Here is a 26,994-nt window from a genome sequence, read left to right as displayed (position 1 = left end):
GTGAGGGAGGGGTCCCTCCGATGTCCTGCTCAGGAAGGTGAGGTAGGAACTTAAGGAGAATTTTATGTCGAAATCCAGCTTGTTAAGACAGACCAGCCTCGCCGTTCTTGCGACGGGCCTGGTCATGGGCGCCAATGCCCAGGAAGACGCCTCAGGCGACAGCGAACTGCGTGCGCAGACAATCACTGTAACGGCAACTCGCCGCGCCGAAAGCGTTCAGGACATTCCGTTGAACATTGCAGCGGTTGGCGGCGAACAGATCGAGGAGCAGGGCTTCGACGAACTGTCCGATATGCTGTCCTACGTGCCCGGTATCAACGTGGTGGATCGCGGGGGCCGTCAGGGCAACCCGTTGATCGTGCGCGGCCTGAATGCGGATGGCCTCGGCTCCGGCGATGGCAACAATGACGGCGGCGGCACGGTCGCAACCTATATTGGCGAAATTCCGTTGTTCGTGGACCTGAAGCTGAACGACATGCAGCGTGTCGAGGTTCTGCTTGGGCCACAGGGCACACTCTATGGTGCCGGCACGCTGGGCGGCGCCATCCGCTACATTCCGAACAAGCCGGATTTCGGGGGCGATCTTCTCGAAGTCCGCTCCGAGGTTTCGAAATATTCCGAAGCCAGCTCGCTCAGCTACGAGACCGGCCTGACCTTCAACAAGGCGCTGGCCCCGAACTTTGCCATCCGAGGCTCGATCGACTTTGAAGATGATTCCGGCTTCATCGATTATCCTTATATCGTTCAGGAAATCGGCGTGTCTGACCCGGATCCGGATTTTTCCGATCCGTCTGATGTGGCCGCAAACCTGCGCGGCGTGACAGATGCGAATGGTGAACGGACGGTGTCGGGACGCCTTGCTGCGCGCTGGGAGCCGCTCGACTGGCTCGATGGTACGGCAACCTATTACTATCAGAAGTCGGACATTGATGGCCGCCAAGGCTCCAGCTGGCGCAATACGCTCAACACCGGCAAGTATGAACTGGCCAAGCGCGTCGAAGAGCCGAACGAGATCACGAACCAGCTGCTCGCGCTTGAGCTGACAGCCGATCTCGGCTTTGCCGAACTGACCTCTGCCACCGGCTATTCCCGCTTTGATGATGACGGCCAGCGCGACCAGACAGATCTGCTGATCTCTCTGGAATACAGCTATGAGTTGTTCCCGACCTTCACCTCCTTCACGCATGAGAAGGGACGTGAAAACACCTTCAACCAGGAGGTCCGCCTCGTCTCGACGACGGAAAGCCGATTCAACTGGATCATTGGCGCGTTCTACAACAACTCAGACGTCACGTCGTATTCACAGGAATACACGCCGGGCTATGCGGACTATGTTGGTTTCGACCGTCCGGACGATCTGGAATACTATTCCCAGTTCTTCTCCGAGCTTGAGGAAATGGCTCTGTTCGGTGAAATCGGGTTTGAGATCACAGACAAGTGGACCGTCACGGTTGGCGGTCGCTACTATGAGTACGATCTTGAATCCTTCAGTGATGTGGATTTCCCCTTGTTTGACAGTGGCCCGGACTATCTGCAGCCGGTCGGCATCAATGATCTGGAAAACAGCCTGAAGTCTGACTTTGCGGCCGGCAGCCCCAACGGTACCGAACGCACCAGCCAGTCAGACGACGGAACACTTTTCAAGTTCAACACGTCTTATGAGTTCACTGACGATATTCTTGGCTATTTCACAGTCAGTGAAGGCTATCGTATCGGTAACTCAAACGGTATCGGCGTTTGCCCGGATTATGATCCGACAGACAACCAGCAGGGCGCCTGTGCGCTGTTGCCGGGGCAGCAGTTCGGGCCGGGTGCGGGCGATATCTCCACACGGGATGAGTCGCAGTACGGTCCTGACACCACAACCAATTATGAGCTCGGATTCAAATCAACACTCATGGATGGCCGGGTGACGCTGAACGGTGCCGTCTACTTCATCGAATGGTCCGATCCGCAGCTCACCTCCGCCACGATCAACGCATCTATTCCGATCACGGTGAACGCCGAAGGTGCGGAATCAAAAGGCTTCGAAGTCAGTGGAGCCTGGGCTGTAAACGAAAACCTGTCTGTCCGCGGCAGCTACAGTCACACTGAGGCCAAACTGACCGCTGACGCGCCGGGTCTTGTCGGTACCATTTCGCCTCCAGGCTTTGGCACAGTCCTTCTGGACGGCAGCGATGGCGACCGCCTGCCGGGCTCTCCTGAAGACCAGCTGTCCGTGTTTGGTACCTATGTCATGCCGTTTGCTGATGGCGAACTCGCCTTCAATGCTGGCTACACATGGCAGGGCGACGTGCTCAGCCGGACCGGCGGACTTGGCGATGGCCTGACGTTGGATTCCTTCGGCCTTGCCAACGTCTCCGCGGTGTATGACACGGGTGACTGGCAGGCGACCTTCTTCGTGAACAATCTGTTCGATGAGTTCTACGAAACCGGCGTCGTCGGCACGAATCTCTACAATCAGGTTCTGTCCGATGATCTCGGCGGTCCAGTCTATCAGCGTACCTACTACACGCACGTCGGCGCACCGCGCTCGATGGGTGTGCGTCTGAAATATACATTCGATTAGTCAGTCAAAAGACTTCTCAGCAAGTCAATCCCCGGGGTCGCCTGTCATGGGCGGCCCCTCCCTTTTTTGGGGCATGGGATCAGCCCTCGTCCAGCAATTGAGTGAAGTCCACCACTTCGAACCCGTGTCCCGTTGCGCGCGCGAATACTTCCAGGTCGTCCCGCGCGATGGCCGTTGTGCCTGTATTGGTCAGCGGGTGGAAGTTCACCGGATCATGCGCCATCAGGGCCGCATCCACCAGAAAGCGCACGCGTCCTTCCCGGTCATTCATCAATGCGAACGCCGTAACGGATCCCGGTGTGACGCCCAGAACCTCTTCCATCAATTCCGGCGCGCCAAAGGAAAGCCGCCGCGTGCCGATCAGCCGGTGCAGCCGGTTCAGCTTCAACTGTGAGTGCGCCTCCGCTGCAATCAGGATGATGGTGCCATCCTTGTCGGTCAGGAACAGGTTCTTCGTATGCCCGCCCGGCATCGACGCTTTCAGGTCCCGGCCTTCCTCCACGGTGAAGACGGGCGCGTGCCAGTGCGTGGTGTGGGCAATGCCCAACTCATCCAAATAGGCGAACAGATCATCGGGGGTTGCGGTCATGGCGCCCTTTGGGCCAAGACTTGAGGCCTCGTCAAGCTTTGCCCCGGATACCGCTTCCATGCACCTCGACTGCTACAAGATCTATGATGTCGCGCCAGACCTTGTGCCCGCGCGCTCCAATCGCGACTGGATGGATGCGTTCACGGATCGCCACCCCTATCGGTGCCTGCCGCTGACCATGGCAAACGCCACCGGCTGGGAATTGCTGTGCCCGATGGACATCAAGATCAAGTGGAATGGCGGCAACCGGAATGAAGACATCCAGTTGCTGACCCGCGGCGATCCGAACGCCATCGCCAGCTTTGCGGATGCTCATTTCATGCGCGGAATCGTCACTTTCCATACAGGCCATCTGTTCCGCACGCCGCCCGGCTGGGGCGTCTGGGTCACCGGCCCGCCAAACTGGCCGAAGGATGGCATCTACCCGCTGACAGGCCTCGTTGAGACAGACTGGCTACCGTTTCCGTTCACGATGAACTGGCAGATGACCCGCCCTGGCGAGGTGATCTTCGAAAAGGGCGAGCCCTTCGCCTTCATCACGCTGATGGAACACAAGAAGCTGGAAGAGATCGAGCCGGAGCGGAAACTGTTACGCTCGAATGAGGAACTGGTGAAGGAATATGACGCGTGGCGCGACAGCCGCGCTGATTTCAATACGCGTCTCGCGGGTGGCGAGGAAAACGCCATGAAAGAACGCTGGCAGCGCCACTATATGCGCGGCGAAAAACCCACCGGCGACAAGGCCGACACCCACCAGACCAAACGCCGCCTGAAACCGCCGAGAGAGGTGTAGCGCGCTGAATATTCGCGCATGTGTCCGGATTTCCCGCCTCGCTGGCACATTCGCCTTGCTTGGCGCGGATATTGCTTTCGCGATAAGGTGTCCCGGCAGGCAGGAACAGATTTTATGACAAGGTATCCCGGCCTTTCGGTCATCATGGAATGGGAGAACGCCAAGCTCGCGGAGGCGGATCGCGCCGCAGGCATGCTCGAATGTGTGTCCGGACAGATTGCGGCCCTGGCTGACCGGTTTGCGGACCCTGCCGAAATCCTGATTCTGCATGATCCAGAGGCCATTGATTCAAGCGCCCTGAAGCAATTCGTGGACTCGGCCTGGAATCCGGAGGCGCGCGCCGAGATCCGCATCGAAGCCGCCCACGATCTGGAATATTACGAGCAGAAGAATCTTGGCGCGACCCTCGCGACGCGGCCCTGGTTATGTTTCATCGACAGTGATGTCGTGCCGGAAGAGGCTTGGCTCGAAACGTTGCTGGAAGCTCGTCGCACCAGCAATGCGGTCATTGTCGGCGGCCAGACCTATGTCGAACCTGTCAGCCTGCTGGACCGGGCCTTCGCCCTGTTCTGGTTCTTCCCGCCGCGGTCGCCTGCGACAGAGGCTTTTGAAAGCGATCGCTTCTTTGCCAACAATTTCCTGATCGAGCGGGAAACCTTTCTCCGCGCACCGTTCCCGGACAGCGACCTGGTGCGGGGGCGCTGCTATGTGCTGGCCGACCAGTTGCGCAAGACAGGAGAACAGATCGAGATCTGTCCGGCCGCGCGCGTTTCCCATCCGCCGCCAAATGGCCTCGGCCACTTTCTGAAGCGTGCCGTCATTGATGGCCATGATGCCTGGTTGATGGACCAGACGCTCCGGCCGCAGTCTGATCCGCGTCCGTCGCTGTTCCCGCTGCGCAAGGCGAAGTGGAATCTCTCAGGTGCGTTCAGGCGCATCGACGAAGGGGCCGATGGTATGAAGCTCGGCGCGCGGGGGCGTCTCGTCGCCAAGGGGCTCGCGACCACCTATTATGGGCTTTCGATGATCGGGCACACCGTGTCCCCGCTTGCGCCCTCGCTCGTTCGCCGGGCGTTCAACGTCTAGCGACTGGCCTTCTCGTCAATCCCGCTGATGCCCTGCCGCTTTTCCAATGCGGCGGCCACATCATCGAGGCTCACACCGCGGGAGCGCAGCGCGACGAAAGCGTGGTAGAGGACATCTGCCGCCTCGCTGGCGACGTTCGCATCACTCTCGCGGCGCACCGCTTCGGCCAGCTCCATGCCTTCCTCATGCACCTTTTCCGCGCAGGATTCCGGCCCCTTGGCCAGCAGCTTAGCCGTCCAGGATTTTGAGGCATCACCTTCCTTCGCGCGCGCGTCGATTGTGCTGCCGAGATGAGCGAGGGCCGCAGCAAGGCGGTCAGAAGAGCCGAGATCCGTCATACCTCCGCCATAGCGCACTTACGCGACGTGAGGAAGCGCGGGCGCTTGACGCGGGGCCCCGCTGGCGCACTTTTACGAAAGGAAACGCCACCAGATCAGGAACAGAGTCATGAAAGACCGGGTCTCAATCACCATGCTGGACGATGGCATTGCCGATGTCCGCTTCATTCGCACCGACAAGATGAACGCCCTCGACCCCGCCATGTTTGACGGCATCAATGAGGCGATTGCCCAGTTGAAAGAGACCAAGGGCTTGCGCGTCGTGGTTGTCTCGGGGGAGGGGCGCGCCTTCTGCGCGGGGCTCGACCTGTCCAGCCTCGGAAGCGATTCCGGCAGCGACAAGTCCAAGAGCGTCACGGGCAGCAAGGCCAGCACGCTGGCCGAGCGGACACATGGCATTGCCAACCGCGCCCAGCATGTGGCCTGGGGTTGGCGCGAGATACCGGCACCGGTCATCGCGGCGGCGCATGGTGTGGCCTTTGGCGGCGGCTTCCAGATCCTTTCCGGCGCCGACATTCGGTTCGTGCATCCCGATACACGCTGCGCCATCATGGAATTGAAATGGGGCCTCGTGCCGGACATGGCCGGCTTCCCACTCTGGCGCGGCAATGTCCGCGACGATGTGCTGCGTGAATTGACCTATACGAACCGTATCTTCAATGGCGCCGAAGCGAAGCATATGGGCTTTGCCACCCATGTCTCCGACACGCCTCTGGAAGATGCGATGGCGCTTGCTACGCAAATCGCGAACAAGAACCCGGACGCCATTCAGGCTTCCAAGCGCATCTTCAACATGATGCAGGATGCAACGGATGCGGAATTGCTGCAGGCCGAATCAGACGAGCAGGACAAGATCATCCGTACACCAAACCAGATGGAAGCGGTGTTCGCAGAAATGCAAAAGCGCAAGCCGTCCTTTGCGGACTAGTCCTCTTCGTTGTTTGAGGCCTCAAATGCAGCGAATGCTTCCTCACCGGTAAGTTTTGGCGTGTCGTTTGCCAATTCGTAAAAGTCTGGCTTCTGATCAATGAAGATCTGCTGGCTGATTTTCTTGAGCGGCACGTCCTGGAATAGCCCGGCTGACAGGGCGAAGTGATCGTGAAATTTCAGATGGTAGAACAAATGGCTACCGCATTTGCTACAGAATGCGCGCTCTGCCCAGTCGGATGATTGGTATTCGGAGATATTCTCCTCGCCCTCAATCTCCAGTTTTCCATCATGGTCTACGGTAAACAACGGCCCGCCACCCCAGCGACGGCATGTTGCGCAATGGCATACAGCGACTTCGCTTATGTCTGGAATGGTGATCTTGACGGCACCACAAATGCACTCGCCTCTCATGTTCGTTCCCTTCCTGTGTTTTGAAGGGAAAGACTACGCCGATGCGCGGATGACGCAATTGAAGCCTTTATGACGAATCTGAAAGGGGCTCAGTTTGCAAGCGGCCGAACAGGCGCGCCTGCGGTGGCAAGGGCGGCGCGCGCCTCGGCAATCGTCGCTTCACCGAAATGGAAGATCGATGCGGCCAGAACGGCAGTTGCCCCACCTTCGATCACCGCGGGGGCGAGGTCTCCCACCTTGCCCGCCCCGCCACTGGCGATGACGGGGATGTTCACCGCGCCGGTGATCGCCTTCAACAGGGGCAGGTCGTATCCCGATTTGGTGCCATCCCGGTCCATGCTGGTCAGCAGGATTTCCCCGGCGCCGCGCGCTTCGGCTTCCTTGGCAAAGGCCACCGCATCAATACCGGTTTCCTTGCGGCCGCCATGGGTGAAGATCTCCCAATGGTCGCCCACGGCCCGCGCGTCGATCGCCACGACCACCGCCTGAGATCCTGCCTTGGCGGCGCAGCGTGAGATCACCGACGGGTCCGCCACGGCGGCGGAATTGATCGCCACCTTGTCTGCGCCCGCGCGGAGCAGGGCCACCATGTTCTCGGCGCTTCTTACACCGCCGCCTACGGTCAGCGGCATGAAGCATTGCTCCGCTGTCGCAGAGACAATGTCCATCAGCGTGCCCCGGCCTTCATGCGTGGCAGAGATATCGAGGAAGCACAGCTCGTCCGCCCCCTGCGCATCATAGGCCTTGGCCAGCGCCACTGGGTCGCCCGCATCTTTCAGGTCAACGAAATTGACGCCCTTGACGGTGCGTCCGTCTTTTACGTCCAGGCAGGGAATGATGCGGGTTTTCAGGGTCATGAAGGGGGCTTTAGCCGTCCGGCGCGCGGAAGGGAAGCGCCTTGCCGCTCTGTCATGGAACATCGATCGGGGCCCACCCATTGATTGGGGGAATGCGATGACAATCCCGCCCCGCATGAAACCGAAGCGAACCAAAGGAGACACGATATGAAGACCCGTAATCAGTTAATGATCGCCGCTGGTGTCCTGGGCGCTGCAGGCGCCGCCTTTGCCGGCCAGAAATATGGCCGCAAATTCCTGCGCCAACACCGCGATGACGACACTTCTGCGAAAGCGCGCAATGGCGAAGATACCTCTAGTGAATTCCGCGCGCACAAGGGCGTGTCCAGCCCACATGGTGACCCGGTCACCGCGCACTGATGCGTGAGAAGATTGATGCTTGAAACGGGGCCGCAATTTATGCGGCCCTTTTTCGTGCGCGCTATCCTGACAAGGCTTTCACTCAGGCTGCCGTCTCCTGTGTGCTATACTCCCCAAATGGCGGGCCTTCCGCCCGCCCTCGCAACATCAGCAAGGGAGACTGAGATGAATTTCTGGAAAACCATGCGCCGCGCCGCTGACAAGGCCGCGACCCGTCCCGAAGATGCCTATGTGCGACAGGGCCTGCGCCACGCACGCCTGGACCCGGAACACCCAGATCGCGCGCCGGACGCGCCCGGCCTGTCAGATGTGGCCCATGCGCTGAAAACTCGCCGGATGATGCCACCCGTGATGGGGCGGCGCTAAGCCATTCGGAACCGGCGGGCGAGGGCGCGCATTGATTGGGTGAACGCCATACAAAGGAGCCTGACATGAAACTCTGGAAACAGATCGCCATCGCCGCCGGAACCGCTGCCGCAACGACGAGCGCAGCCTATGCCGCTCGCCGCGCAACGCTTCACTTCCTCGGGCGTCGCCAGTCCAAAAGCCCGCGCCTCATTCCGGCCGTGGCCGAGCACGTCACGAATGTTGCGAACAAGCCGCGCCAGATGGCACGCTAATCGCGCCCGAATACGCCAGGAAAGCCGGTCCATGAGGCCGGCTTTTTTCATGCGCGGACCCCGCCCCGATCCATCATGGATAATCAGACCCTAACTGCCCCTGACCAATTCCCCTGCGGAAATAGGGACCCGCTTAATGCGGCTATGCGATCAATCTCCGGTGGGACAGGGAGACGCAATGTCTATTTCACAGGATGTGTCGAACGCGATCAGAACAGGAGTTCTGGTAATCGCGGGGTCGGTGTTGGCTTCAGTGGTGATGGTGGCGATCTGGATACAGGCGCTGCAGGAGATCACGCCAATCGATGTGCTGATCATGGCAGCGATCATGCCGATGCTGATTGCGCCGGTTTTCTGCTATTTTGTCCTGAAGGATCATATCCGCGCCGCCCGCCTGGCGCGTGAGAATTACCGCCTCGCCCATATGGACGAGCTGACCGGCCTGCCCAATCGCCGCGCCTTCTTTGAGGCAGCCCGCCAGATCCAGGCCCGCGCAGGCTTTGTCGGCCACCATTTTTACTGCGCCATCGCAGATGTCGACAATTTCAAGCGCGTGAATGACCAACTAGGCCATGAGGCCGGCGACCAGGTGTTGCGAGAGATTGCGGCCACGCTGAATGCCAAGGCGCCGGTTGATTCCATCGTGGCCCGGCTCGGCGGAGAGGAATTCTCCATGGCCGGCATGTTCCCGAGTGAGGCCGATGCGGCCCGCGCCTTCCGGGCCCTTGTTGCCGTGGTGGACCGCACGCCCATCCTGACCCCAGACGGCCCGCTGCCGGTGACGATCAGCCTCGGCTATTGCGAGGGGTCCCGCACGACAGAGCTGTCCTCGATCCTGTCCCAGGCCGATCGCGCGCTCTACGCGGCCAAGCGGGGCGGCAAGAACCGCGCGCTGGACTTCAACCACCCCTCCCGCCAGACCGGCAGCTTCGCCCGCTCGGCCGGCACCGCTGCTTAACAGCCGGTAAACACACTTCCTCAAATCCTTACGCCGCTATGGGTATGGGCGTTAACGGCCTACCGTTACAAACGATTGCAATAATAAATACAAATCGTGTTGGAGGGTCGTCAGGATGACGATTTCAAAGGAAGTCCGCCGCGCCATCGGCTTTGGCGTCTTGATTACGCTAGGCGCAATTGTGCTGGCGGTCGTGCCGGTCATCGCCTGGCTGGCGATGGACCCTGTCACCACCCGGTCTGACACGCTCCTGCGTGCCATCCTCCTGCCCCTGCTGATCGCACCGATCTGCAGCTTCTTCATCCTGCGCGCCGACATGCGCTCGCGAGACCTGGCGCGTGAGAATCATCGCCTCGCCTATCTGGACGAGCTGACCGGCCTGCCCAATCGCCGCGCCTTCTTCGATGGCGTCCGGGAGATGCGCAGCCGTGCCAGCGGGTCCGGTCGCCGTTTCTTCTGTGCGCTGGCCGATGTGGACGATTTCAAGGCCGTGAATGATCGCTGGGGCCATGATGTGGGTGACATCGTGTTGAGGGACCTTGCCGAAACGCTGAACACGCACGCACCAGATGAGTGCCTGATCGCGCGGCTGGGCGGAGAAGAATTCGCGATTGCGGGCATCTTCTCTTCAGAGGTCGAGGCCGTTCGCGCCTTTCGCCGCCTTGTGGAAGTCGTCGGCGCGTCTCCGGTCTACACGCGGGAAGGGGATCTTCCGGTCACGATCAGTCTTGGCTATTGCGAAGGCGCGCGCCCGTCTGAAATCTCCACCCTGCTGTCCCGCGCAGACAAGGCGCTCTATGCCGCCAAACGCGCCGGCAAGAACCGCGCCCTCGGCTTCTCGCGCCCCTATATCGCCATCGACAGCGGCGCCTCTCTCCTCACCCGCCGCGCCGGTTAAGCCGCGCCCTCCATTCTACCGTGTGGGGATAGAGTCCCGCCCTCTCCTCCTGGCGTCACCCCCGACCGCGCCAGCGGTCTGGGGGCCCATCACGGAACAGAGCCGCCAAATGCGTCCTGCACGGTTCAGGGGATTCAGTCTCCTCCGTCCCGTATCTCCGGCGCATGCCGGAGTCTCCTGCGGCTGGCTCCGCGCCCTAACGGCGGGAGACCCCGGCATGCGCCGGGGAGGCGGACTTTGTGGGAGAATTAGGATTTCCCCTCTCCTCCGCAGGCCCCTGCGCAGGCAGGGGCCCATCTCTGGCTGTATCCTCAAGCGCTTCAGGCGATGGCAGGAGATGGATACCTGCCTGCGCAGGCATCTTCGGAACGGGGGAATCCGTCTGATAGCTTCCCACCCCATACTTCCCTCCTGCCCTCACGGGAGCCGGATCAGGTGCCGTTCTGGTTGTGGGGTCAGGGACGGGATGGGCCTTGCGGGAGATAGACGGTCCCGCCGGGCCCTAGGCAGGTCAGGCCAGGGTGAGCCGAGGAAGCTCGGTTGGGAATCCGCCTCGTCCGGACGCACGGGAGTAAGGCCTCCCCGGATCAGCCTTTCGTGTGAAAAGCACGGAGGCAATGTTCGCGCGGCGCCGGTAACGAAGACCCGGGATCTTGGGCCCTTTCGAGGTGTCCGCTGAAGACCCTGTCCGGCGCGGCGGGCGGTAACGCTCCATTCCGTAGCCATTCCAAAACCAAGGCGGAGCGCCACGGCGCCCGCCGCGCTGTCGGTTCCATCAGGGGCCGGGAATACGGGATACCCGGATGGTGAGAGCCAGTCCGGATATTTGTACAGGACAAAGACTATTGATTCAAACTGAACCACAAATCCTTCCAGTCGGGGTTGGTCTCTTCAATCAGGCGGATCTTCCAGTCGCGTTTCCATTTCTTGATCTGGTATTCTCGCGTCTTCGCCGCCTCTCGCGTGTCGTGCGCTTCCATCCAGACAAGGCGCTTAATGTTGTATTTGCTTGTATGGGCTGCGCCGCGTCCCTCCCGGTGGGCCAACACACGGGCCGCGATATTGTCCGTATGGCCTGCATACAGCGCACCATTCTTGCGGTTGGCCATGATGTACGCATAGAACGCCACGATATTCCCCCAGAAACGGCGATATCAGAACCCTACATGCCTCAGGCAAACAGGAAAAGACTGGCACCTTCCCACCTCCGAAGATACCTGCGCAGGCAGGTATCCATCCCCGGCTTTTGCCTCATGCACCGTGCGGAACGGTTCCGAGATAGCCCCCTGCCTCCGCAGGGGGCTGCGGCTAGTAGGGGCACGGATAATTCGAATCGTCGTTGACAGCAGCGATTCGATCTAGCGTTCAAACAAGCATACTTGAAGTAGAGTTTGATGAGTTATTAGCGCAGTGGTTGTGAACAAACAGAGAATATACCCTCGAAACACCTAATTTTTGGGTGAATGGCCGTGGAATTCACACGCGTGATACTGGACTCGCTGACCAGCGCTTAGTCTACTGTGTGGGATGCACACAGATTGTGCGTCCCGAGAGGGCACGGCTACTCGATTTCGAAGGCAAGTACCGTGTCCCCTCGGTCCATTAACCGCCGAAGCGGTATGCCTTTTTTAGGGGTGATTTCCCCATCCGGCAACCCTCCGGCAAAGTACGGAGACATAAAATGTCTAGTTACTATGTGAATGACCGCGCCCAACTGAATGGGGACCACGAAGTACATGTAACCGGCTGCAGCAGGATGCCCGAAATGTACAACCGGACATACTTGGGAGAATTCGCAAGTTGTGGACCAGCGGTTCTTGAAGCCAAGAAAAAGTACATTCAGTCGAATGGGTGCTACTATTGCTGCAAAGCTTGTCATACGACGTAAATTCAATCGTAGCGGCGCGGGACGTGATCGACGTTTCGCGACGCTGCCTTGAATGGTTAGCGGAGGCAATAACGTGCCCGCTGTCGTTCAAGCGAAACATGGCGCTGGCGCGCAAACCCAAATCAATATGATGAACTAAACAACATCAATAACCTCCGCCGCCACAATGTCCCCGTCATAGAGCGCGCGGCCCAGGATCGACCCCGCGATCGGGGCATCGGCGGCGATCAGGGCGCGGATGTCGTCCGTGCTGGCGACACCGCCGGAGGCGATGATTGGAATGCTGACGGAGTTGGCAAGCTCTGCCGTGAACGGAACATTGACGCCGGTTTTCAGCCCGTCGCGGCCAATGTCTGTGGCGACGATGGCCGCGACGCCGCAGCCTTCAAAGGCCTTGGCCAGTTCGGTCGCCCTCATGTCGCTGGTCTCGGCCCAGCCTTCTACGGCGACCATGCCATCCTTCGCGTCGATGCCGACCACGATCTTGCCGGGCAGGGCGCGGGCGGCCTCTTTCACAAGCTCCGGATCGCGCAGCGCCGCCGTGCCCAGGATGACGCGGGAGATGCCGGCCTCCAGCCAGGCATCGATCTGCGCGCGGGTGCGGATGCCGCCGCCAAGCTGCACCGGCGCATCGGTCGCGCTCAGGATCGCCTCCACAGCGGCGCGGTTCACGGCCTTGCCTTCAAAGGCGCCGTTCAGATCCACCACGTGAAGATGCGTGAACCCCGCCTCGCGAAAGGCGCGGGCCTGGTCAGCCGGGCTGTCAGAGAAGACGGTCGCCTTGTCCATCTCGCCGCGCAGCAGGCGCACGCACTGGCCGTCTTTCAAATCGATCGCGGGGTACAGGGTAAAACTCATAGTCGCTCCTTGGCGCTCATCCTGAGCGAAGTCGAAGGAGAGCGCGGGCTGGGAGAGGCTCGCCCTTCGACTTCGCTCAGGGTGAGCCGGTTCATGGGTCCCAGCTCAGGAAATTGGACAGGATGCGCAGGCCAAGGGCTTGCGACTTTTCGGGGTGGAATTGCGTGCCGAACAGATTGGCCCGCGCCACCGCTGCGGTGATCGCCTCTGCGCCATAGCTCGCCGTGGCGGCCATATCGGCGGGGTCGGCTGTCGTGAAGGCGTAGGAATGCGTGAAATAGACGTGCGGCTCAGCGCCCAGACCTGACAGGACCGGATGCGGCGCGCCGCGCAGGGACAGCTCGTTCCAGCCCATGTGCGGCACGCGAAAGGCGTCGCCCGGCTGGATGCGTGCAACCTCCCCGGCGATCCAGCCGAGGCCCGGCGTCGCGCCGTCTTCACGGCCCGTCTCGGCCAAAAGCTGCATGCCAACACAGATGCCGAGGAAGGGCTTGCCGCCCTTCAGGCAGGCCGTCTCCAGTGCCTCAACCACGCCGGTCTGGGCCCGCAGGCCCGCGGCGCAATCTGCGAAATGACCCACGCCCGGCAGCACCACACGTTCTGCCGCCAGAATGTCTTCGGCGCGGTTCGTGATGCGGATCTCGTGGCCGGTCTCGCCAAGGCGCGCCGCTTCCCGCAGCGCCCTGCCGGCGGAGTGCAGGTTTCCGGATCCGTAATCGATGAGGGCAACAAGGCTCATGGCCGCGCTCTTAGCCTTGCCGGGGCCGTGAGGGAAGGGGCCAGCCACCCTTGCGCCCAGGGGCAAGGTGCCGCAAGCTCGGGCGCATCATGCCAATTTCACGGAGCTTGCTCATGCGATCCATCCTGCCCGCGTTTACCGCCTGTCTGCTGGCCGCCTGCGCCGCCACCCCTGCCTGGCCCGACGCGGCCGAGAGCGCTGCGCTGGACGAAGCGCGCAGCCAGGCCGAGTTGACGGCGTACTTGTCGGACAGCCTGTGGGACTGGGCAGAGCTTGGCTATCAGGAAGAGAAGTCTTCCACCCTGCTTCAGGAAACCCTTGCAGATGCAGGCTTCACTGTAACGCCAGGCGTGGCAGATATTCCGACAGCCTTCGTGGCCGAATACGGCTCTGGTGGTCCGGTCATCGCGCTGCTGGCCGAAATGGACGCGCTGCCAGGTATCAACCAGTCGGCCCTGCCAACGCGCAAAGGTGTCAATGGTAAGCTCGCCGGTCACGCCTGCGGGCACAATCTGTTCGGGGCGGGGTCTGTCTCGGCGGCCATCGCCATTCGGAACTGGCTGGAAGAGAGCGGGACACCGGGCCGTATCCGCGTCTATGGCACACCGGCCGAGGAGGGCGGCTCCGGCAAGGTCTACATGGTCCGCGCGGGCCTGTTCGAAGATGTCGACATCGCCATTCACTGGCATCCGGGGGATCGCAACTCTGCCGCGGCCAACACGACGCTGGCGAACCGGTCTGCGAAGTTCCGCTTTTCCGGAATCTCTGCCCATGCGGCTGGCGCTCCGGAACAGGGGCGGTCCGCGCTGGATGGCGTTGAAGCGATGAATATGATGGCCAACATGATGCACGAGCACATCCCGCAGGATGCGCGGATGCATTACGTCATCACCTCTGGCGGTTCGGCCCCCAATGTCGTGCCGGACTTTGCGGAAGTGTTCTACTATGTCCGCCATCCCTCCCCAGACGGCGTTGAAGCGATCTGGTCGCGTCTGGAAAACGCTGCGCGGGGCGCGGCACAGGGAACCGGAACTGAAGTGGAGTGGGAAGTCATCCACGGCAACAACCCACTGCTCGTGAACGAAACGCTGGCGCTTCTGATGGACGAGAAGCTTCGCATCGTGGGCGGCGTGGAATATACAGAGGCTGAACTGGAATTCGCCGAGACCATCTCCACAACGCTCGCCAACCAATCGTTGCCACTGTCATCAGCCTCGGAAGTACAGCCCTTCGAAGTGTCGCTTGGCTATGGCTCAACGGATGTGGGGGATGTGTCTTATGCAGTGCCAACCGTCGGACTGCGCACAGCAACCTGGGTGCCGGGAACACCTGCGCATTCTTGGCAGGCTGTTGCGGCCAGTGGCACATCTATCGGCCACAAGGGGACGCAAGTTGCCGCCGAGACGATCACGCTCGCCGCTGTCGAGTTGTTCACGAATGAAGATTTGCGGAAAAAGGCGCGCACAGAATTCGATGAAGCCCGTGGTCCGGACTACGAATACAAATCCCTGCTCGGCGATCGTGACCCACCGCTCGACTATCGCAAATAGGACCTGAATCCTGACACACCGGCCTGACGCTTCTGACCTCTCTGCTATCCGCCGCGATATGCAGGGAGTCTATGAGCGCCAAGCTGGTGTCTGGCATCGCCACCGGATGCGCGACCTGAATGAGCGTAAATGGCTCGACCCCTTTCTTGCCTCGCTTCCCCTGCGGCCCCGGGTGTTGGATCTTGGCTGCGGATCAGGTGTCCCGCTTGGGGCATTTCTTCTGGCCCAGGGCTGTGATCTTACAGGCGTTGACTATTCTGGCGCCATGATCGCGCTGGCCCGCGAACATGCCCCGTCAGGCAATTGGCAGGTGCAAGATATGCGGGCCCTTGATCTGGTGGGTAATTTTGATGGAATCGTCAGCTGGGACGCCTTCTTACACCTCAGCCAGGATGAACAGCTGCAGCTGCTGCCGATACTCGGCAGGCTGGTCCGGCCCGGCGGCGCGCTGCTGCTGACAGTCGGGCCTGGAGGCGGCGAAGTAACAGGCATGGTTGGCGGTGAAGCCGTGTACCATGCCAGTCTTGACCCTGAAGAGTATCGCAGGCAGCTGGAAGCGCTTGGCTTCAAAGACATCGCTTTCACGCCGGAAGACCCCGAAGTGATGGGGCGGAGCGTTTTACTGGCCACGGGGAAGGGAGGTTAGAGGCTGCCTTTGGTGCTGGCTGGTTTGCCGCCGAGCTTCGGGTCCTCCGCAATGGCCGCACGCAGCGCCCGGGCAGTAGCCTTGAAGCAGGATTCTGCAATGTGGTGGCAATTCTCGCCGTAGAGGTTCTCCACGTGCAGGCACATGCCGCCATTGCCAGCCAGGGCGTGGAAGAACTCCTTGAAGAGTTCGGTATCCATTTCGCCGATCTTGTCGCGGCTGAAGTGCACTTTCCACACCAGATAAGGCCTCTTGCAAAGGTCCAGAGAGGTGCGGGAAAGCGTTTCGTCCATTGGCACATAGGCATGGCCAAACCGGGTGATGCCGGCGAAATCGCCCAGCGCCTTCATGATGGCCTGACCGATAACAATGCCCGTATCCTCGACGCTGTGGTGCATGTCGATGTGCAGGTCGCCCTTGCAGCGAACCGTCAGGTCGATCGCTGAATGCTTGGAAAATGCTTCCAGCATGTGATCGAAGAAACCGATGCCGGTTTCGATGTCAGACTTTCCCGTCCCATCCAGATCGACGGTAACCGAAATGTCGGTTTCCTTGGTGGTTCGGGTAACTGTAGCAGTGCGGTTCGTAGTCATGCTGGCCCATATAGTGCGTTGGAAGCGCTACAGCTAGCGCGTTTTGTTCACTGATTCCTAAACATATTCCGGAAACATGGTTACCGCACACAAATGTGGTGACGTGGTAAGGACGTTCTAAGCGTGGACAAACAGAGTTTCATCTCGAGACTTCTGGGCCGTATGACCATTCCGGGGTTTGCGGCTTGGTCTGCAGCAATTGCAACAGTCATCATCTTTGTCGGAGTCTGGGCAATCGAACAGGCGTATGGCGCGCTTATCGAAGGCAAGGCCTGGACAGACATGTCCCTTCCTCTCTGGGCAATCTTTGTGTTGTTGTCGGCATCGTCCGCTGTTGCTGCTGTAACCGCATGGTTTTTCGCTCGGGAATTCCAGAACGTCCTGGTCAACTTCACGCGGTATCTTGAGGTCGCTCAATCAGACTCCACTGCGCGCTTGTCCAACGTGTCTTTTGTTGAGTTGCGTCGACTGCGCTCGGTTGTGATCCGCTCTGTTGGAAAACTCCGCCGGGATAACGAAGCGCTGCGCCAGACTGCATATGAAGACCCGCGCACCGGTATGCCAAACCTGATTGCGCTGGAAGAACACATACACAAGACGCTGCCTCGCGCGAAGTATGAAACCCCTGCGGCGCTGATCGTACTGGATCTGGACAATTTTACACGTTCATCCGAACGTCTCGGAGCGTTGGCAAGCGAAGCGCTTTTGAAGACGTGTGGCGAGCGCATGTCTGCTGCGTTGGCCTCGCTTGAGGGGCCCGTTCGGAATGGGCTGAAAGATTCGATGCTGGCCGCGATGCAGGCCGATAGTTTTGCACTCTATTTGCCTTGCGCAGTCAGCAGGGATTATGTGTCCAACATAGCGCGCGCAATTCGCTTGGCGTTCGCGGAGCCTTTCGTAGTGGCGGGGCAGTCTGTCACGCTTGGCATATCAGGTGGCATTGTGATTGCGCCCGAAGATGCCGACACTGTGCACAAACTATTCCGGCACGCTGAACTGGCGCTACGTCAGGTCCGCAGTGATACCGGGTCGGGATTTCGTTACTTTTCTCCACGTCTCAACCGAGTGGCGCGTGGCAAGTACATGCTTGAGGCAGAGCTTCGCGACGCGGTGGCAAATCGGGAGTTCAAGACGCACTTCCAGCCAAAGATCGACTTCATGACGGGTCAGGTTGTCGGCGCCGAAGCGCTTGCGCGCTGGATTCGTCCGAATGGCAAAATCATATCGCCGAATACCTTTATTCCGCTCGCAGAGGAAACGGGACTCGTTACGCAGATCGGTGAACAGGTTCTTGAAGCTGCGTGCGAGTCGGCCCGGATATGGATGCAGGAAGGGTTCAATGCCACTGTTGCGGTGAATGTGTCGCCGCGCCAGTTCCAGGCGACGGATCTGACCGAAACAGTACTATCCATTCTCAAACGTACCGGTTTGCCGCCGAACCGGCTGGAACTTGAGATTACTGAAAGCATGGCCGTGTCCGAGCCGGAAAAGGTGGCGCGGGTTATGCGTCCACTTCGCAGTCTGGGTACCAAGCTGGCAATTGATGATTTCGGGACCGGCCACTCAAACCTGTCCATCCTTACGCAACTGCCCTTCGACGTATTCAAGATTGACCGTCAATTTGTTTCGGCACTTGAATCCGATGAGCAGGCTCCAGCGATCATCGAGATGATCCTTGCGATGGCAGAGACACTTGGGCTGAAGACCGTCGCTGAAGGCGTCGAAACAGAACGGCAGGCCGATTTCCTGCGGCGCCGAGGATGTTCGATGGCGCAGGGTTTCCTGTACAGTTCAGGACTTCCGCATGAAGCATTCATGGATTTCATCCGGGGCTGGACCAGTAACAGTCAGTCCCCGCGCCAAAAAGTCAGCTAAGCCAAATTTCTTCTGTACACGTTGACAGATGTCCCGCGGTATTCTGACGCTCGCCAGAACTTGTATCCACATTTCTCCGCAACACGAATCGAACCGGCGTTGCCAGGATCAATAATGCAAACGCTCTGTCCGGGCTTGTTCTGATCAAGCCATTCATGCATCGCGCCGACAGCTTCGCTTGCGTAGCCTTTGCCCCAAGCCTTCTCAATGAATACCCAGCCGGCCTCGGGCCAGCCGGAAAGGTTCGGGTTCATGCCGCGCTCAAAATCAGCGAACCCCCCTTCACCAACGAACTCGCCTGTCTCTCGATCTTCAATTGCCCAGGAACCATAGCCAAGCAATTCCCACATGCCGCGATTGCGGCAGATTGTGAACCAGGCTTCCTGCCGGGACCGGGGTTTGCCACCGATGTGACGGGTGACGTTTTCGGACGCCCACATCGTGGCGGACGGTTCGAAATGGTGAATTTCCGGCGGGCGTAGAACCAACCTGTCTGTGAAAAGGATGGGCAGATGCATGGAAACCTGTTTGGCTAAGCTCTTTGCTTCATCTTTTCCAGCATGGCCCCCATCGCGGCGTGTACCGCCTGCATACCTTTCAAGGGGCGGACCATGACTTTGAAGTCCATGATCTTTCCGTCCGTGTTCCACTCGATCATGTCGACTCCGTTTACGAGAATTCCGTCCATCTCGCATTCGAACTCGAGAACAGCCTTGTCGCCGCAGTCGAACACGCGCGTGTAGCGAAATGTATCCCCACCGAGCGTCGCGCCTGCGGCTGTCAGGTAGGCCATTGTAATAGGCTTGCCAGCTTGCGGAGTGTGAACGACAGGACTCTTGAAAACAACGTCATCAGCCAGCTGTGCTGACAGTCCTTCAGGCGAATGATCGCCATTCATCCAGTCAAACCATGCTTGTAGGTTTGAACTATGCCCGGTCATCGGTATCAAGTGTTCGGCCATCGGAGGGTTTCCTTACTGTTCTATACTGCCAGTGACCGGTTTTCCGATCAGATAGTCGCTCGGTTGGTTGAAGCAATTTCCACGCAATGCGACCCAGCCGCCGGGAAAGTCTGGCTCAATAAAAACGAGATCGACTCGGCCCCAATTATAGTGAGCCTCTCCCGTCACCGGATTTGTGATGGCGACGTCGCACAGCTCAATATCGGAGCTTTCCGGTTCCACCCAGATACCTGCATATGCGCCGCGCTCTTCATACACGCCTGCGAGATCCTTCAGGTAGACAGTGCCTCTCGCGTCCAGACCCGGATAGGACCAAACGGCCCACCCCTCAGGCGTGTCCGCTTCGTAGACGACGTCGCCGATGGGGGTCGACCAAACCTCGTCCGCTGCAGCATTTAGCGCTGCCAAACCCATTCCCGCCAGAGCGAGCACCAAATTCCGCATGCTGAGTCCTCCCTTTTCTGGAGTGACCCTAGCATGCGAATGGGACAGGTGAAGTAGAATTACGCGGAGTAGGCGGCCGCGAGGTCGGGATCCTTGCTGGCGACAAGGTCGGCCAAGTCTGAAATCACCTTGGCCTGTTTCCAGGTCGCGTCATCCTGCATCTTGCCATCGATCATGGCGACGCCGGAGCCATCTGGCATGGCGTCGAGGATCTTGCGGGCGAACTTCACTTCGTTCGGGTCCGGGCTGAACACCTTTTTCGCGATGGCGATCTGGTTTGGGTGCAGGCTCCATGTGCCGGAACAGCCGAGCAGGAAGGCGTTGCGGAATTGTTGCTCACAGGCGTCCAAGTCCGCAATGTCGCCAAACGGGCCGTAAAAGGCGTTGATGCCGGCCATTCGGCATGCATCGACCATACGGGCAATCGTATAGTGCCACGGGTCTTGCTGGGCCGAGGCACGTGCGCTGCCGTCTTCGTTCGGATCGTCGATGACGCGATAGAATGGATGTCCGCCGCCCACTCGGGTTGTTTTCATCTTGCGATCGGCGGCTAGGTCTGCCGGGCCGAGACTGATGCCTTGCATGCGCGGGCTTGCCAAGGCGATCTCTTCGACCCGGGCCATGCCCTGCGCTGTCTCGAGGATTGCGTGGAACAGGATCGGGCGGGTCAGGCCGGCTTTCGCTTCCAATTGGGCAACGTATTGGTCCGCAAAATGAATATCCCAAGGCCCCTCGACCTTTGGCAACATAATGACGTCCAATTGATGCCCGGCTTTCAGGATGAGTTCGCTGACGTCTTCCTGAAACCAGGGAGAGTTGAGCGGATTTACGCGGCTCCAGAACCCGGTGCCGTTGCCCTGCCAGTCATACATGGAGGCCATTTCGATCGCGCCGGCGCGGGCCGCATCCTTGGCATCGGCTGGAATGGCGTCTTCTAGATTGGCCAGCATGACGTCCACACCCGCCGCCATTTGCGGTACCTTGGCGCGCACCTTGTCCAGATGTGGCGGGACGAAGTGAATCATCCGTTCCAGCCGGACCGGCAGGTCACGCATCGGGGCGGGGGCGCCGATAGCGAGAGGTTTGAAAAAGTCTCTTGGGGTTTTCGTGCTCATGCGTTCCTCCTTGTTGCGGCGCAACATAGAGGCAGCGCAAAGCGCGTCAATCAGCCAGAAAGGCTCACGTCTCGGATTCCTCCACGGAAAGGTTCATGCTGAAAGACCGCCGCTCCCCCGGCGTCTTGAACGGATAGACGCTGTGAAACATGTAGGATGGGAAGATATAAAAATCCCCGACACGTGGCCTGATCATGAAGTTGGATACCGAGTAATGGGTATCGGTTCCGTGTGCGAATTGCAGGTGCCCGTGGGTCGGGTGATGGTCGCGATCATCTTCTGCCCATTCCTCATCAATGCCCTCTGGTAGCTTCAGATATCCCACGCATGACAAGGCGCAGCCGGTATGGATGTGGAGAGGATTGTACTCATGCGCGTATTGACGCACGAACCAGCCTGCCATGACATTCAATTCAAATCGTTTTGATCGATGGTCGTAGTCGCCAAAACTGCCGCGGCGGCTTGCACGCACATGATATTCGATCAGGGCGTTCCCCAAAGTGCCGGCAGTCGCATCGACTAGGTGTTTCGGAAAGCGAAGTTCCTGACGAACCTTCCCGACCAGGCTCGCGGAATGGTCTTCCAACTGGTCGCTCATGGCAGCGTTAAGATGCTCGACCAGCGCAGGTGGCATTCGCACAAAGCCCATCATTGGGCCGAACGGCGTAAAGAACTCTTTGTCTCCCGTAGGAGTGAATATGGCCGACACAGCGGACTCCCGTCACGCGGCCGCACACCACACCCGGTACGGTCTGATACTAAACTTCCTTGAAACGCCCTGCCTGCTGTCTAGACGTGCGTTTGGGGAGGGGTCAATGGCAGTTTGCCAACACCGCAAGATGACTTGTGGATAGAAGCTTGGAACAGGTTTCGGGATTGGACGTTGCAGAAGCAGACCATTTACAAAGGAAATCTGCCATGTCCCTTCTTATGATTTTGCTCACAATCTTTCTGCCGCCGGTCGCTGTTGCCCTGAAGGAAGGTATCGGCGTTCAGTTCCTGATCAATTTGGTGCTGACCCTGATTGGCTGGTTGCCGGGCGTTATTCACGCATTCTGGGTCGCAACGCGCGGATCAGCGTCCACGGTTTAACTCAGGCGCTTTCTGAATCGGACGCAGCTTCAATCACCGCTTCGGGGCGGGAAGCGCGGCGATAAATTGCAACCGCTAGCGCAGCAACACCGATTGCGGTAACGACCTCGCCACCGATGATGACATTTACCCCTGCATGAAGCTCGGACAGAATTGCCCACGTCGCGGTCATGAAAGTGATCGCGGCGATTTCTGAGATCAGAAATGTCGGAATAAAGGCATTCAGGAAACGTTTCATTGCGGGGCTCGTCCAGAATTGAGGGTGTCGTTGAGATCAGCATATCGGGAGCCGGTCTGATTTCGGCAATATGCGCTTACGCAGCCAGTTCAGTTTTTTTGCGCGAGCGGGTGAGCTGTTTCCAGAAGCTCTGCCAGCTCGTCAGTCAGAACATGCGTGTAGATCTGCGTGGTGGCGATATCTGCATGGCCAAGAAGCGTTTGAACGCTCCGCAAATCCGCGCCGCCCATCAACAGATGCGTTGCATAGGCGTGGCGAAGTGCGTGCGGGTGTACGCGGTCTGGTCGAATGTTCGCCGAATGGGCAAGGGATTCGAGTAATTGGCCCAGCCGCCTGCGCGTCAGGTGGCCCGATTTTCCACGGGATGGAAACACAAAACCTTCTGCCCTGTCACGCGCAAGTGCTCCTTCGGGCAGGTGTGTTTCCCGGATCGAGAGCCAATTCGACAAGGCATCCAGAGCAGGACGTCCCAACGGGCAAAGCCGCTCCTTGCCACCTTTTCCTCGAACGATCACGTCAGTTGTGATCCAGCGATCACCCTTCCGGCGTGGCAACTCGCCCAGCTTCAACGAGACAAGCTCGGTGGCGCGCAGGCCAGCGCCGTAGAGCATTTCAACAAGACAGGTCAGCCTGAGGTCATCGGCGCAAGCTGCGAGCAACGCCGCCATTTCTTCGCGAGACAGCACATCCGGCACATCTCGTGAAGGCTTCGGACCGTCGACCTTTGCGGTTGGGTCATCCTTGCGGTCGCCTTCTTCAAACAGGAAGCGAAAGAATCGGCGAACGGCAGACAGCTTGCGTGCCTGGGAAGAAGGGGCCATGCCGCGCCTGGACAGGTCCCGCAGCCAGCCCGAAATGTCTGACCCGTCCGCGTCGCACAACGCGCCGCCGCAATACTCGGAGGCGTCCAGCAGATCGCGCCCATACGCATCCAGCGTGTTGGTCGATGAGCCGCGTTCGGCGGACATCATTTCAAGAAAGGCTTCGATGCGAGCGCGGTCGGTCATGCCCGCATCATTGCACCTAGCCCTTTAGAGCGTGTGAATGTCAGGACGCTTTCCAGTACCCTGCAGCTTCCAGTGCCATTTCCCGGGCTGCGTCCTCTGCGCCAATGCGCTCGAGCGCGTTCAGCAAGAGCACAAGGCTTGCATTGTCCAGCGCAGTCGGGTCGCCTTTGGTCATGCCTACGGTCGATAGAATGACTTCACCTGCAGCATCGGCTTCGGCAGCGCCGAGAATGCGCAGCAGATGGGGGGTGATGGCCGCGCTCGTGTCACTGTCCGGCGCTTCCACCACCATGCGGCGTGCATCTGCAGGGGGCGCGATGCCCATTGCAGTCCACAAGGCGAACAAGCGAACGGCAGACCGCTTTTGCGCATCGGTTTCGGCTTGGGCAGCCAGTCTCACCCCGGCATACGCGATTTCGCTTCGCGACGCGTCCAACCCGGCGAGGATCAGCAGCGCTGACATGAAGGCGGAATCAAAGCTTCCGTCCTCTGGTGCGCCTTCCATGGTGTTGGCATCAGCCCATTTCTGCGCCGTTTCAAGCTCACCGGCGGCGAGAGAGGCCCGGGCAAAGACGGCAGCGCTTGCCGCTGTGGATGAATTGATCGGCAGGCGCGCGATTTCGGGCCAGAGAAGACGGGCAACCGCATCAAAATGGGCCGGTGTGTCTGTCGCTTCCTGCAGCGCAGCGGCTAGAGCAAAGCTGCGATCCTCATCGGTAACAAGTGGATCGCGCGCCGCAAACAGGGCGCTCTCCAATGGGGTCGTCGGGACAAATTCCGGCTCTGACAGCATATCCAGGAATAGCGTTCTGTAGTCATTTGTCGCCAGCATGTCGGATTTTGTCGCCATATGTGCCGCTTTGACGCGCAACTCGATGGGTAAGTTGCGATGCATTGCTATGGCCGCCGACAAATCCGGGCGATTGGCGGGGATCGGGTCTACCGGAGGGGTGAGGCCAGCTTTGGCAGAAATGGCGAGATTCAGCCCCGACGAATAATCGGCTTCAGGTGGCTCTGGTAGTTCGCCGGATGTCGCGAACACGGCAGCGAGCAGCCAGGAATCGACGGCGTCCTGCTGCAGCGCCATTTCAATTGCCAATTCCGCACCGGCTGAGTTGCCCTCGAGAGCCGCGCAAACCGCGCGCAGTTTCGCCCAATATCCTGAGAGCCGATCCGGATCGTTCAGCATGGCGCAGGCAGTAGCCTCATTGCCGAGCGCGAGATTCACGTCCGCAATGATTTCGTCTGCATTCATGCCGGGCGGGGGGGTGTCGAGGCGCGCCATCAGGCTGGCTGCAGCTTCGGCTTCGCCCAGATCGTACATGATGCGAGCGCGTTCGGCGCGCAAATGCGGTTCCTGGATTCCGGAAGGCGGTGTTGCCGGCGACAATGCCATGCGGCGCATCAGGGTGCGTTCTGCCGGGGTCAGGTCATGTGTGCGGACATCGCGCATCAAGGGCAGCAAATCGTCTGCATCGGATGCGCGCCACATATCCGTCGGAAGGGAAGGCTCACCCGCTTCGAGGAAGCTCATGCCCCAGGGATTGACCAGCTCCAGGCCAGAATCCTCAATCTGGGCGCTGGCAAATGGCCCGACACCCAAGGCAAGGAGGGTGGCGGCAAGTGCGACCCTAAAGGACATCGTCGACCTCGATGCGAATCTCGCCGGGTTCGGGCTTGCCCTTTTCCGCTTGTCCGCCGAGCCACCAGGCAACACCGAGAACAAGGATTGCCAGCAGGCCTAAAAGGATCAGAAACTTGCGCATGCCTAATTACCCCTAGATACAGAATTTCGGCGCTGGATTGCGAACGCGCCGCAGCAACTATAGGACAAGAACCGAACGGAGCCCGAAAGTCCAGAATGCCATCTGATAGTGACAGTACTTCCAGACCCGATGGCGCGACATTGCCTTACATGTCGCGGACGGTCGCGCTCGTGGGATTGATGGGGGCAGGAAAATCCACGGTTGGCCGCAGGCTGGCAGACAAGCTGGGTCGTGAATTTTACGATAGTGATTCGGAGATCGAGAAGGCGGCGGGCCTGTCGATCACCGATATCTTCGCGCTGCACGGTGAAGAAGATTTCAGGAGAGGGGAACAGCAGGTGTTGAAACGCCTGCTGGAGCAGCCGCCACATGTGCTTGCTACGGGCGGCGGCGCGTACCTGAACGCAGAAACACGCGAATTGATGCGCGATAATGCTGTCACTATCTGGCTGAATGCGGATCTCGAAACCCTGTGGCGGCGGGTTCAGAAACGCGACACGCGCCCGCTGCTGCGGCGGCCGGATGCGAAGGATGTCCTGACCAGCCTTTTGGCTGAGCGCGAGCCAATCTATTCGCAAGCCGATTTAGTGGTGCCATCGAAGGATGGTCCGCACATCAATACAGTCAACGCCATCTACAAAGCCCTTCAGACATGGACGCCGAAGTGACCACAACCCTTTCCCCACTTGATACGGTGACCGTAGACCTCGCGGATCGCAGCTACGACATTCTTGTTGGTCATGGTGCGCTTGACCATTTGGGGGAGCGCCTGACGCCGATGCTGAAACAGCCACGCGTCTTTGTGCTGACAGATGAAACCGTAGAGCGGATACATCGTCATCGGCTTGACGAAGCGCTTGCCCCGACGGGCGTGACGACAATCTGGAAGTCCCTCCTGCCAGGAGAGAAAACGAAATCCTTCTCCAATCTCGAAGACATACTGGATTGGCTGTTGGAATCATCAGCAGACCGCGGCGACGTATTGATCGCGCTCGGCGGCGGCGTGATCGGTGACATCACCGGGCTGGCGGCCAGCTTGATGAAGCGGGGCATGAAGTTCGTTCAGGTGCCGACGACTCTGTTGGCGCAGGTGGATTCTTCTGTCGGGGGCAAGACCGCCGTGAACACGCCGCGCGGCAAGAACATGATCGGCGCTTTCTATCAACCCCAACTGGTCATTGCAGACACGGCACTGCTCGAAACCCTGCCTGCGCGAGAGCTGCGGGCGGGCTATGCAGAGATTGTGAAGTACGGCCTGATCAATGATCCGGAGTTTTTCGCCTGGCTCGAGGCGAATGGCGAAGCGGTCCTGGCGTTGGAGGCCGAAGCCATCACGCATGCTGTCGCCACATCCTGCCGGGCGAAAGCGGCGATCGTTGCCGAAGATGAACGCGAAACCGGCGCGCGAGCCCTGTTGAACCTGGGGCATACATTCGGCCATGCGCTTGAAGCCGCGAACGGGTATGCCCCTGATTTGTTGCATGGTGAAGCGGTCGCCATCGGCATGGCGCTCGCCTTCCGCTTTGGTGCGTCTCGAGGGCTTACGCCGCAGACGGATGCCGATCGCGTGACCGCACATCTGAAGGCGACGGGCCTTCAATATGCGATTCCAGGACGACAGGGCGGGCCATATACAGCTGCTCGTCTGGTCGAACTGATGCAGCAGGACAAGAAGGCAAGCGGTGGCCGTGTGCCGCTCATCCTCGCAAGAGGCATTGGCCAATCCTACATCCACAAGGATGCAGACTTATCCCTTGTCGAAGCATTTCTCAGCAACGAATTGCTGGAGACCTGATCCTCTCGCCATGAGACC

At 59.6% G+C, this 26,994-nt stretch carries 32 protein-coding genes; 15 read left to right on the top strand and 17 right to left on the bottom strand.

What is annotated here, in order from left to right; translation table 11 throughout:
* Nucleotides 1-64 precede the first annotated feature (64 nt).
* Nucleotides 65-2,569 (top strand): TonB-dependent receptor, encoded by a 2,505-nt coding sequence (locus tag HY36_RS05685; RefSeq protein WP_035549681.1) that lies wholly within the window; start codon nucleotides 65-67, stop codon nucleotides 2,567-2,569.
* Nucleotides 2,570-2,648: 79 nt separating this feature from the next.
* Here HY36_RS05685 and HY36_RS05680 read toward each other — a convergent pair whose 3' ends face one another.
* Entirely contained in the window at nucleotides 2,649-3,158 is a 510-nt protein-coding gene (locus tag HY36_RS05680) for a prolyl-tRNA synthetase associated domain-containing protein (protein ID WP_035549792.1), read from the bottom strand.
* Between the two features lie 58 nt (nucleotides 3,159-3,216).
* On the opposite strand from HY36_RS05680, the gene HY36_RS05675 reads away from it, so the two are divergent.
* Nucleotides 3,217-3,951 carry a DUF6065 family protein gene (locus HY36_RS05675; protein WP_035549679.1) on the top strand — a complete coding sequence of 245 codons (735 nt, stop codon included), beginning with the start codon at nucleotides 3,217-3,219 and terminating at the stop codon, nucleotides 3,949-3,951.
* 114 nt (nucleotides 3,952-4,065) lie between these two features.
* Nucleotides 4,066-5,037, top strand: coding sequence for a glycosyltransferase (locus tag HY36_RS05670; RefSeq protein WP_035549677.1), 972 nt, complete (start codon nucleotides 4,066-4,068; stop codon nucleotides 5,035-5,037).
* Here the strand turns inward: HY36_RS05670 and hisE are convergent.
* A complete protein-coding gene (hisE, locus tag HY36_RS05665; RefSeq protein WP_051602538.1) occupies nucleotides 5,034-5,375 on the bottom strand; it encodes a phosphoribosyl-ATP diphosphatase in 342 nt (113 codons plus the stop codon). The genes HY36_RS05670 and hisE overlap by 4 nt on opposite strands.
* A gap of 109 nt (nucleotides 5,376-5,484) precedes the next feature.
* Here hisE and HY36_RS05660 point away from each other — a divergent pair, with 109 nt between their 5' ends.
* Nucleotides 5,485-6,303: a crotonase/enoyl-CoA hydratase family protein gene (locus HY36_RS05660; protein WP_035549673.1), complete on the top strand. Its 819-nt coding sequence runs from the start codon at nucleotides 5,485-5,487 to the stop codon at nucleotides 6,301-6,303.
* Here HY36_RS05660 and HY36_RS05655 read toward each other — a convergent pair.
* Both HY36_RS05655 and hisF read right to left on the bottom strand, forming a co-directional pair.
* Complete coding sequence (locus HY36_RS05655) at nucleotides 6,300-6,716, bottom strand: GFA family protein (protein ID WP_035549672.1); 417 nt, start codon at nucleotides 6,714-6,716, stop codon at nucleotides 6,300-6,302. The genes HY36_RS05660 and HY36_RS05655 overlap by 4 nt on opposite strands.
* An 89-nt stretch (nucleotides 6,717-6,805) precedes the next feature.
* Nucleotides 6,806-7,573, bottom strand: coding sequence for an imidazole glycerol phosphate synthase subunit HisF (gene hisF, locus HY36_RS05650; protein ID WP_035549669.1), 768 nt, complete (start codon nucleotides 7,571-7,573; stop codon nucleotides 6,806-6,808).
* 147 nt (nucleotides 7,574-7,720) lie between these two features.
* Here hisF and HY36_RS05645 point away from each other — a divergent pair, with 147 nt between their 5' ends.
* From HY36_RS05645 to HY36_RS17680, 5 genes are all read left to right on the top strand, one after another.
* Nucleotides 7,721-7,933 carry a hypothetical protein gene (locus HY36_RS05645; RefSeq protein ID WP_155841732.1) on the top strand — a complete coding sequence of 71 codons (213 nt, stop codon included), beginning with the start codon at nucleotides 7,721-7,723 and terminating at the stop codon, nucleotides 7,931-7,933.
* A gap of 165 nt (nucleotides 7,934-8,098) precedes the next feature.
* Nucleotides 8,099-8,299, top strand: coding sequence for a hypothetical protein (locus HY36_RS05640; RefSeq protein ID WP_155841729.1), 201 nt, complete (start codon nucleotides 8,099-8,101; stop codon nucleotides 8,297-8,299).
* 65 nt (nucleotides 8,300-8,364) lie between these two features.
* Complete coding sequence (locus HY36_RS05635) at nucleotides 8,365-8,553, top strand: hypothetical protein (protein WP_035549661.1); 189 nt, start codon at nucleotides 8,365-8,367, stop codon at nucleotides 8,551-8,553.
* A gap of 178 nt (nucleotides 8,554-8,731) precedes the next feature.
* Nucleotides 8,732-9,511, top strand: a complete 780-nt coding sequence (locus tag HY36_RS17685) for a GGDEF domain-containing protein (protein WP_051602537.1) — start codon at nucleotides 8,732-8,734, stop codon at nucleotides 9,509-9,511.
* A 115-nt stretch (nucleotides 9,512-9,626) separates the two neighbouring features.
* Complete coding sequence (locus tag HY36_RS17680; protein ID WP_051602536.1) at nucleotides 9,627-10,409, top strand: GGDEF domain-containing protein; 783 nt, start codon at nucleotides 9,627-9,629, stop codon at nucleotides 10,407-10,409.
* A gap of 842 nt (nucleotides 10,410-11,251) precedes the next feature.
* Here the strand turns inward: HY36_RS17680 and HY36_RS05620 are convergent.
* The 3 genes from HY36_RS05620 to hisH all read right to left on the bottom strand — a co-directional run bounded on the left by HY36_RS05620 (nucleotide 11,252) and on the right by hisH (nucleotide 13,894).
* Complete coding sequence (locus tag HY36_RS05620) at nucleotides 11,252-11,539, bottom strand: GIY-YIG nuclease family protein (RefSeq protein ID WP_206741156.1); 288 nt, start codon at nucleotides 11,537-11,539, stop codon at nucleotides 11,252-11,254.
* A gap of 893 nt (nucleotides 11,540-12,432) precedes the next feature.
* A complete protein-coding gene (gene hisA / locus HY36_RS05615) occupies nucleotides 12,433-13,155 on the bottom strand; it encodes a 1-(5-phosphoribosyl)-5-[(5-phosphoribosylamino)methylideneamino]imidazole-4-carboxamide isomerase (protein ID WP_035549659.1) in 723 nt (240 codons plus the stop codon).
* Between the two features lie 91 nt (nucleotides 13,156-13,246).
* Entirely contained in the window at nucleotides 13,247-13,894 is a 648-nt protein-coding gene (gene hisH, locus HY36_RS05610) for an imidazole glycerol phosphate synthase subunit HisH (RefSeq protein WP_035549657.1), read from the bottom strand.
* Between the two features lie 113 nt (nucleotides 13,895-14,007).
* Here hisH and HY36_RS05605 point away from each other — a divergent pair, with 113 nt between their 5' ends.
* Nucleotides 14,008-15,444: an amidohydrolase gene (locus tag HY36_RS05605; RefSeq protein ID WP_035549779.1), complete on the top strand. Its 1,437-nt coding sequence runs from the start codon at nucleotides 14,008-14,010 to the stop codon at nucleotides 15,442-15,444.
* 58 nt (nucleotides 15,445-15,502) lie between these two features.
* Complete coding sequence (locus HY36_RS05600) at nucleotides 15,503-16,090, top strand: class I SAM-dependent DNA methyltransferase (protein ID WP_035549655.1); 588 nt, start codon at nucleotides 15,503-15,505, stop codon at nucleotides 16,088-16,090.
* On the opposite strand, the gene hisB is transcribed toward HY36_RS05600, so the two are convergent.
* Nucleotides 16,087-16,683 carry an imidazoleglycerol-phosphate dehydratase HisB gene (gene hisB / locus HY36_RS05595; protein WP_035549652.1) on the bottom strand — a complete coding sequence of 199 codons (597 nt, stop codon included), beginning with the start codon at nucleotides 16,681-16,683 and terminating at the stop codon, nucleotides 16,087-16,089. The genes HY36_RS05600 and hisB overlap by 4 nt on opposite strands.
* A 123-nt stretch (nucleotides 16,684-16,806) precedes the next feature.
* On the opposite strand from hisB, the gene HY36_RS05590 reads away from it, so the two are divergent.
* On the top strand, nucleotides 16,807-18,558 hold the full coding sequence (locus tag HY36_RS05590; protein ID WP_155841725.1) for a putative bifunctional diguanylate cyclase/phosphodiesterase: 1,752 nt from the start codon (nucleotides 16,807-16,809) through the stop codon (nucleotides 18,556-18,558).
* Here the strand turns inward: HY36_RS05590 and HY36_RS05585 are convergent.
* The 5 genes from HY36_RS05585 to HY36_RS05565 form a co-directional block, all read right to left on the bottom strand.
* Nucleotides 18,555-19,076, bottom strand: a complete 522-nt coding sequence (locus HY36_RS05585; protein WP_035549649.1) for a GNAT family N-acetyltransferase — start codon at nucleotides 19,074-19,076, stop codon at nucleotides 18,555-18,557. The genes HY36_RS05590 and HY36_RS05585 overlap by 4 nt on opposite strands.
* A gap of 14 nt (nucleotides 19,077-19,090) precedes the next feature.
* On the bottom strand, nucleotides 19,091-19,519 hold the full coding sequence (locus tag HY36_RS05580; protein ID WP_241764152.1) for a nuclear transport factor 2 family protein: 429 nt from the start codon (nucleotides 19,517-19,519) through the stop codon (nucleotides 19,091-19,093).
* 12 nt (nucleotides 19,520-19,531) lie between these two features.
* On the bottom strand, nucleotides 19,532-19,963 hold the full coding sequence (locus tag HY36_RS05575; protein ID WP_051602534.1) for a hypothetical protein: 432 nt from the start codon (nucleotides 19,961-19,963) through the stop codon (nucleotides 19,532-19,534).
* Nucleotides 19,964-20,022: 59 nt separating this feature from the next.
* Nucleotides 20,023-21,078 (bottom strand): HpcH/HpaI aldolase/citrate lyase family protein, encoded by a 1,056-nt coding sequence (locus HY36_RS05570; RefSeq protein WP_035549646.1) that lies wholly within the window; start codon nucleotides 21,076-21,078, stop codon nucleotides 20,023-20,025.
* Between the two features lie 64 nt (nucleotides 21,079-21,142).
* On the bottom strand, nucleotides 21,143-21,787 hold the full coding sequence (locus HY36_RS05565; protein WP_155841723.1) for a putative 2OG-Fe(II) oxygenase: 645 nt from the start codon (nucleotides 21,785-21,787) through the stop codon (nucleotides 21,143-21,145).
* A 209-nt stretch (nucleotides 21,788-21,996) separates the two neighbouring features.
* Here HY36_RS05565 and HY36_RS18085 point away from each other — a divergent pair, with 209 nt between their 5' ends.
* The gene (locus HY36_RS18085; protein WP_081806048.1) at nucleotides 21,997-22,170 is read left to right on the top strand and encodes a YqaE/Pmp3 family membrane protein; all 174 of its coding nucleotides are present in this window, start codon (nucleotides 21,997-21,999) and stop codon (nucleotides 22,168-22,170) included.
* 1 nt (nucleotide 22,171) lies between these two features.
* Here the strand turns inward: HY36_RS18085 and HY36_RS05560 are convergent, their stop codons facing one another.
* The 4 genes from HY36_RS05560 to HY36_RS18815 form a co-directional block, all read right to left on the bottom strand.
* A complete protein-coding gene (locus HY36_RS05560) occupies nucleotides 22,172-22,408 on the bottom strand; it encodes a hypothetical protein (RefSeq protein WP_035549640.1) in 237 nt (78 codons plus the stop codon).
* An 89-nt stretch (nucleotides 22,409-22,497) separates the two neighbouring features.
* Nucleotides 22,498-23,415 carry a tyrosine recombinase gene (locus tag HY36_RS05555; RefSeq protein WP_035549636.1) on the bottom strand — a complete coding sequence of 306 codons (918 nt, stop codon included), beginning with the start codon at nucleotides 23,413-23,415 and terminating at the stop codon, nucleotides 22,498-22,500.
* 40 nt (nucleotides 23,416-23,455) lie between these two features.
* Nucleotides 23,456-25,057, bottom strand: coding sequence for a hypothetical protein (locus tag HY36_RS05550; RefSeq protein WP_035549633.1), 1,602 nt, complete (start codon nucleotides 25,055-25,057; stop codon nucleotides 23,456-23,458).
* On the bottom strand, nucleotides 25,047-25,181 hold the full coding sequence (locus HY36_RS18815) for a hypothetical protein (protein WP_272981750.1): 135 nt from the start codon (nucleotides 25,179-25,181) through the stop codon (nucleotides 25,047-25,049). The genes HY36_RS05550 and HY36_RS18815 overlap by 11 nt, the downstream gene beginning before the upstream one ends.
* Nucleotides 25,182-25,330: 149 nt before the next feature.
* Between HY36_RS18815 and HY36_RS05545 the strand changes: the two genes are divergently transcribed.
* Together HY36_RS05545 and aroB are read left to right on the top strand one after the other, a co-directional pair.
* Nucleotides 25,331-25,849 (top strand): shikimate kinase, encoded by a 519-nt coding sequence (locus HY36_RS05545; protein ID WP_241764151.1) that lies wholly within the window; start codon nucleotides 25,331-25,333, stop codon nucleotides 25,847-25,849.
* Entirely contained in the window at nucleotides 25,846-26,976 is a 1,131-nt protein-coding gene (gene aroB, locus HY36_RS05540; protein WP_035549768.1) for a 3-dehydroquinate synthase, read from the top strand. Before HY36_RS05545 ends, aroB begins: the two co-directional genes overlap by 4 nt.
* Nucleotides 26,977-26,994: the final 18 nt, after the last annotated feature.

This window comes from Hyphomonas atlantica corrig. (assembly GCF_000682715.1).
In the GTDB taxonomy this organism is placed as follows: Bacteria; Pseudomonadota; Alphaproteobacteria; order Caulobacterales; family Hyphomonadaceae; genus Hyphomonas; species Hyphomonas atlantica.
This window is presented reverse-complemented; position numbering and strand designations above follow the sequence as displayed.